The organism is Streptomyces sp. NPDC006879, assembly GCF_042869595.1.
Lineage (GTDB): Bacteria > Actinomycetota > Actinomycetes > Streptomycetales > Streptomycetaceae > Streptomyces.
In genome coordinates this window covers 22,586-28,966 of sequence record NZ_JBIAGC010000023.1, presented here as the reverse complement: position 1 = coordinate 28,966, position 6,381 = coordinate 22,586, and the positions used below count along the sequence as shown (strand labels likewise).

The window sequence follows — 6,381 nt, the reverse complement described above, 5'->3', positions numbered from 1 at the left end:
GCGCGCCCCCCAGGCCGGGCCCCGCCCGGCCCCCCCCCCCCCCCCCCCCCCCGCCCCCCCCCCCCCCCCGCCCCCCGGCGGGGCGCCCCTCGCGTTCACAGCGGTGCGTCCTAGTCGTCGCCACTGAGGATCTGGAAGAGGCGCAGCATCTCCAGGTAGATCCACACCAGGGTCAGGGTGAGGCCGAAGGCCGCCAACCAGGACTCCTCACGCGGAGCGCCGTAGGCCACCCCGTCCTCGACCTGCTTGAAGTCGAGGGCCAGGAAGCAGGCACCGAGGATGATGCCGATGACGCCGAAGAGGATGCCCAGACCGCCGCTGCGGAAGCCGAGGCCGTCGCCGCCGCCGAAGACGGAGAACAGCAGGTTGGCCACCATCAGCAGCATGAAGCCCACGGCCGCGGCCATCACGAAGCCGTAGAAGCGGCGGGTGACGCGGATCCAGCGCATCTTGTACGCGAACAGCACGCCGGCGAAGACGCACATGGTGCCGAGGACGGCCTGGATGACGATGCCGGTGCCGTTGGCGAACTGCTCGGTGGTGGCCGAGCTGATGACCCCGAGGAAGACGCCCTCGAAGGCGGCGTACCCGAGGATCAGCGCCGGCGACGGCTTGCGCTTGAAGGACTGGACCAGCGCCAACACCATCGCGACGAGCGCCGCACCGATACCGATGCCGTACGACTTGCCGATGTTCGCCGGGTCGACCGGCAGCAGGACCCAGGCCAGCACGGCCGTCAGGACGACGGTGCCGAGCGTCATGGCCGTACGGCTCACGACGTCGTCGATCGTCATCACGTTGCCGCGGGCGGGAGCCTGCGGCTGGCCCGTCTGGACATCCTGCGCGTAAGGGTTGGTCGCGTACGGGTTGGTCGCGGTCCCGGCCTGCACCTGCTGCTGCGCGTCAAAGCCCGCGTAGCCGCCGTTGTCGCGGCTGAACCCCCGTCGCGAGAAGACCGGGTTACTGCTCCTCATCTCACTCCTCCATGGCCACCGTGCGCGGCCTTGGACACCAGAGTAATGGCTTAGCAAAAGAAAGACCCTCGTGCCGGAGGAGGATCTTCCAGGGGGAGGCCGCGGTGGCAGGTGTCGCACGGGGTGCCCGGAACCGGATTTGAACCGGTACGCCCCCGAGGGGCAGCGAGGTTTAAGCTCGCCGTGTCTGCATTCCACCATCCGGGCTAAGCAGCGCCGGTCTGAGCGAGCGCAGGCCGAGCCTAGCCCGGTGGGGACCACTGGCTGACGCGCCTGATCCCGATGTTGTCTTATTTTATTGAGGCCTGAGGGAGCGTCAGAGCCGAGATGGCACGGTCGGAACCCTGCGCCCCCCACCACACCACGCACGGTGATTGACGGGATTTCGACGCACCGCCACTCTCACGGGCCATCGCCCTCCTCAGGGACGTCGTCATACCAAAGGAGGAGAGCCAGGGCGCGCCGTCAGACTCCAGTGGGGACAGGAACGGGCTCGGCGGCTGATCCGCCGGGCCCGGAAGCCGACGAGGATGGAGATCGTCCCACCGTCTTGTCCCGTCAGGAGCCCACCGTGACCACCGTAAACCTCGCCCCCCACGCCACCTCCGTGGCGGCCCGCGCCACGCAGTTGTCCAAGGTGTACGGAGAGGGCGAGACCCAGGTGGTCGCCCTCGACCAGGTGTCGGTGGACTTCGGCCGCGGTCAGTTCACGGCGATCATGGGCCCTTCCGGCTCCGGCAAGTCCACGCTCATGCACTGCGTCGCGGGCCTGGACACCTTCAGCAGCGGCTCGGTGCGCATCGGTGACACCGAGCTCGGCTCCTTGAAGGACAAGCAGCTCACCCAGCTGCGCCGGGACAAGATCGGCTTCATCTTCCAGGCCTTCAACCTGCTGCCCACCTTGACCGCCCTGGAGAACATCACCCTCCCGATGGACATCGCCGGCCGCAAGCCGGACCAGCAGTGGCTCGACACCGTCATCGAGATGGTCGGACTCTCCGGGCGCCTTGGACACCGCCCCACCCAGCTCTCCGGCGGCCAGCAGCAGCGCGTCGCCGTCGCCCGCGCGCTCGCCTCCCGCCCCGAGATCATCTTCGGTGACGAACCGACCGGAAACCTGGACTCCCGCTCCGGCGCCGAGGTTCTGGGCTTCCTGCGCAACTCCGTGCGCGAGCTCGGACAGACCGTGGTCATGGTCACCCACGACCCGGTCGCCGCGTCCTACGCGGACCGCGTCATCTTCCTCGCCGACGGCGCCATCGTCGACGAAATGCTCCGGCCCACCGCCGACGGCGTGCTGGACCGCATGAAGGCCTTCGACGCCAAGGGCCGCACCAGCTGAGGTAGCGCCACCCGAGCCCCACCCGCGCGGTACCCGGCCACCCGCCCGGGAACCCGGCGGCGCCCCAGCCGACCACCACGACCCCTGGACTCTCCACCATGTTCCGTACCGCCCTGCGCAACGTACTCGCGCACAAGGCCAGGCTCCTGATGACGGTCCTCGCCGTCCTCCTCGGCGTCGCCTTCGTCTCCGGCACCCTGGTCTTCACCGACACCCTCGGCAAGGCACTCAGCAGCCAGTCCGCCAAGAGCTACGAAGGCGTCGCCGTCTCCGTCACCAGCTTCGGCGCCGGCCCGGCGGAAGAGGGCAAGAAGGCCGACCCGGGCTTGAGCCAGCGGACCCTCGACAAGGTCGCGAAGATCGACGGCGTCACCTCCGTCTCCGGACGGGTCGACGGCTTCGCCGGCGTCGCCGACACCAAGGGCAAGCTGATCGGCACCGGCTGGGCAAACCGTGGTGCCAACTTCGCCCCCGTCGAGGGCGGCAAGGACCCGCGCTACACCTTCACCGAAGGCACCGGCCCCGTGAAGGACGATCAGATCGCCCTCGACAAGGAGACCGCTGCCAAGGGCGACTACCAGCCCGGCGACAAGGTGCGCGTGGCCACCAACGGCCCGGTGCGGGAGTACACCCTGACCGGCGTCTTCACCACCGAGGACGGGCAGGTCAACGCCGGCGGCAGCCTGGTCCTGTTCGACACCCCGGTGGCGCAGAAGCTCTATCTCCAGCCCGGCTTCTACTCCGAGCTGTCCATTGCCGCCCCGGGCGCCGAGGCCGACCGCATCCTCTCCGCCGTCGAGCCCCTCATCGGCGACAACGCCAGGGCGCAGACCGGCGCGGAACTCGCCGCCGAACAGGCCAAGATGATCGAGGAGGGCATGGGCACGATGAACCAGATGCTCCTCGCCTTCGCCGCGATCGCACTCTTCGTCGGCATCTTCCTCATCTACAACACCTTCACCATGCTGGTGGCGCAGCGCACCAAGGAGCTGGCGCTACTGCGCGCCGTCGGAGCGTCCCGCCGCCAGGTCAAGCGTTCGGTACTGCTGGAAGCCATGGTCGTCGGCGTGATCTCCTCGGCGATCGGTCTGCTCGCGGGAATCGGTCTCGCGGTCGGCCTGCGTTCCCTGATGGGCTCGCTCGGCGCGAAGATCCCGGCCGGGCCGCTCGTGATCGCCCCGACGACGATCGTCACCGCGATCGTGATCGGCGTCCTCGTGACGATGCTGGCCGCCTGGTTGCCGGCCCGCCGCACCGCGAAGATCTCTCCGGTCGCCGCGATGGGCGCCGCCCACGCTCCTGCGACCGCGAAGTCACTGGTACTGCGCAACAGCATCGGCGCCGTGCTCACCCTGCTCGGCCTCGGCGGGGTCCTGGCCGGCGCCGTCATCGGCTCGGACGGCCGGATGCTGATCGGCGCCGGCGCCTTCTTCGCCCTGCTCGGCGTGATCGTGCTGATCCCGATGCTGTCGCGGCCGGTCATCGCCCTGGTCCGCCCGCTGCTCACCCGCGTGTTCGGAGTCGCCGGCAAGCTCTCCGCGCAGAACGCGGTGCGCAACCCGCGTCGTACCGGCGTCACCGCCGCCTCGCTGGCCATCGGCCTCACCCTGGTCACCGGCCTGACGGTGCTCGGCGTGACGGTCGGTCAGGCCGTGGACCGGATGACCACGGACAACATCAAGGCCGACTACATGCTGGCCATGGCCAGCGGCGACAGCCTCGACAAGTCGGTGGCGCCGGCGGTGGCCCGGACGCCGGGTGTCACGGCGGTCTCAGCCATCCAGTCCGACTACGTCAAGATCGGCGGGAACTTCCGCTCCGCGTCCGGGGTAACCCCCGGTGCCATCGACCAGGTCATCGCGATGGATGTGACGAGCGGCTCGACCGCCTCGCTGTCCCAGGGCAAGGTGGCGGTCTCGGATGACACCGCCAAGGAGCAGCACCTGACCGTCGGCAAGACCTTCCAGGCGGAGTTCACCGACGGCGAGAAGGCCGATCTGACCGTAGGGGCCGTCTTCCGGGGCAACGAGTTCCTCTCCTCGCTCGTCGTCCCCGAGTCGGTGCTCGCCCCGCACAACGAGCGCCCCGAGATCCGTCAGGTCTTCGTGAAGATGGAAGGCGGCGAGTCCGCCGCCAACCAGCAGAAGCTGGTCGACGCACTCGGCAACAACCCGGCGATCGACGTCGCCGACCGCACCGACATCCGCAACACCTACGGCGGTGTCATCAACCTGATGCTCAACATCATGTACGGCCTGCTGGGCATGGCCCTGATCATCGCGGTGCTCGGAGTCGTCAACACGCTGGCCATGTCCGTCTTCGAACGTCAGCAGGAGATCGGCATGCTGCGGGCCATCGGCCTGGACCGCGGTCGGGTCAAGAACATGATCCGGCTGGAGGCCGTGGTCATCTCCCTCTTCGGCGCCGTGATCGGCATCGCGCTGGGCACCTTCCTCGCCTGGGCGATCGGGCAGACCATCAGGGGCTCCATCCCGAACTACGAGCTGGTCATCCCCTTCGACCGGATCGGCGTCTTCCTGGGGCTGGCCGCAGTCGTCGGCATCCTGGCGGCCATGTGGCCGGCCCGCAGCGCGGCCCGGCTGAACATGCTGACGGCCATCAAGACCGAGTAGGCGCTACCCGCGGCGAGGAAGTCGCACGCACCACCCGAGGGCCCCCTGACGCGATCCAGCGTCAGAGGGCCCTCGGCCGTGTCCGGAGCGGCACCTCTTCACCGCGTCCCGGCATCCGCCTTCCACTCCCGGGTCCGCAGTGGCAGCCCCGGGCGGGGCGGCGAGCCGCCGTTGCCCGGCCGGAGCGCAAGCACCTGGTTGACGCCGAGGCGTTGGTGTTCGAAGGCCAGCGCCGAGGCCGCCATGTAGAGTCGCCAGACCCGGGCCCGCCCGGGCGAGGTCAGTCGGACCGCTTCGTCCCAGTGCTCCTCCAGCCGCCGCACCCAGGCCCGCAGGGTCAACGCGTAGTGCTCACGGAGCGCTTCGACGTCCCGGACCTCGAAACCGGCCCGTTCCAACTCGCCGACGGTGGTGCCCAGCGCCGAGAGCTCCCCGTCGGGGAAGACGTAGGCGTCGATGAACTCGTGCATCCGGTAGGTGCTCTCGTCCTGTTCCGGCCGGCGGGCGATCTGGTGGTTCAGCAGACGCCCCCCGGGCCGCAGCAGCCGGAAGAGGTCCCGCGCGTACTCCCGGTAGCGTGCCGCGCCCACGTGCTCGGCCATACCGATCGACGAGACCGCTTCGTACGGGCCGTCGATGACGTCACGGTAGTCCTGTACCCGGATCTCGATCCGGTCGGCCAGGCCTTCCTCCGCCACCCGCTTGCGGGCGTAGAGGGCCTGTTCCCGGGAGAGGGTGATCCCGGTGACCCGTGCACCGAAGTCACGGGCCGCGTGCAGGGCCATCGAACCCCAGCCGCACCCCACGTCCAGCAGCCGGTCCCCCTCGGTCAGCGCGAGTTTGCGGCAGACCAGGTCCAGCTTGTCGCGCTGGGCTTCCTCCAGGGTGCCGCCCGGCTTCCAGTACGCGCAGGAGTACACCATGGAGGGGCCCAGCACCCGTTCGTAGAACTCGTTTCCCACGTCGTAGTGGTGGCTGACCGCGCGCCGGTCACGCGCTTTGGTGTGGAGTACGCCGCGCCGCGCCCGGACCTCCTCGGGAGGTGGCAAGGGCGGGGGCACGGGCCCGGCCAGGGCGAGTAAGTCCCGCCCCGCCGAGCGGTACTCGGCTGAGAGCAGTGCTGCGGCCAGTGAGCGCTCGCCGGCGCTCCCGCGGTCCCACGGCAGGCCCGCGAGGAGCTCCAGGGTCTCGTACAGGTCGCCTTCGAGGTCGATGTCTGCGGCCACCCAGGCGCGGGCGAGGCCGAGTTCGCCGGGTTTCCACAGGAGTCGGCGCAGCGCGCGGCGATGCCGGACGACCAGCACCGGAGCGCCCGGCGGGCCCGACTCGCTGCCGTCCCAGGCTCGGATCCGTACGGGCAGCGGGGTGCCGAGCAGATCCGTGGCGAGGGCGGTCAGCCGCGGAGCGGCGTCGGTCATGGTGCACACCTCCA

The 6,381-nt window shown here is 69.7% G+C and carries 4 protein-coding genes and 1 tRNA gene; 2 read left to right on the top strand and 3 right to left on the bottom strand.

What is annotated here, in order from left to right:
- Window positions 1-110 precede the first annotated feature (110 nt).
- Together ACFYMC_RS18370 and ACFYMC_RS18365 are read right to left on the bottom strand one after the other, a co-directional pair.
- Window positions 111-974, bottom strand: a complete 864-nt coding sequence (locus ACFYMC_RS18370) for a Bax inhibitor-1/YccA family protein (protein WP_388525982.1) — start codon at window positions 972-974, stop codon at window positions 111-113.
- A 124-nt stretch (window positions 975-1,098) separates the two neighbouring features.
- Window positions 1,099-1,181: transfer RNA gene (locus tag ACFYMC_RS18365), tRNA-Leu, on the bottom strand.
- A gap of 364 nt (window positions 1,182-1,545) precedes the next feature.
- Here ACFYMC_RS18365 and ACFYMC_RS18360 point away from each other — a divergent pair.
- Both ACFYMC_RS18360 and ACFYMC_RS18355 read left to right on the top strand, forming a co-directional pair.
- A complete protein-coding gene (locus tag ACFYMC_RS18360) occupies window positions 1,546-2,316 on the top strand; it encodes an ABC transporter ATP-binding protein (protein WP_388525979.1) in 771 nt (256 codons plus the stop codon).
- A 98-nt stretch (window positions 2,317-2,414) separates the two neighbouring features.
- Complete coding sequence (locus ACFYMC_RS18355; protein WP_388525976.1) at window positions 2,415-4,949, top strand: ABC transporter permease; 2,535 nt, start codon at window positions 2,415-2,417, stop codon at window positions 4,947-4,949.
- Window positions 4,950-5,047: 98 nt separating this feature from the next.
- On the opposite strand, the gene ACFYMC_RS18350 is transcribed toward ACFYMC_RS18355, so the two are convergent.
- Window positions 5,048-6,367, bottom strand: coding sequence for a class I SAM-dependent methyltransferase (locus ACFYMC_RS18350; RefSeq protein WP_388525973.1), 1,320 nt, complete (start codon window positions 6,365-6,367; stop codon window positions 5,048-5,050).
- Window positions 6,368-6,381 lie beyond the last annotated feature (14 nt).

Bases quoted from the DNA above. Each gene is read 5' to 3' on its own strand.
- ACFYMC_RS18350 (WP_388525973.1), bottom strand. From the start codon at position 6,367: ATGACCGACGCCGCTCCGCGGCTGACCGCCCTCGCCACGGATCTGCTC.
- ACFYMC_RS18370 (WP_388525982.1), bottom strand. From the start codon at position 974: ATGAGGAGCAGTAACCCGGTCTTCTCGCGACGGGGGTTCAGCCGCGAC.
- ACFYMC_RS18355 (WP_388525976.1), top strand. From the start codon at position 2,415: ATGTTCCGTACCGCCCTGCGCAACGTACTCGCGCACAAGGCCAGGCTC.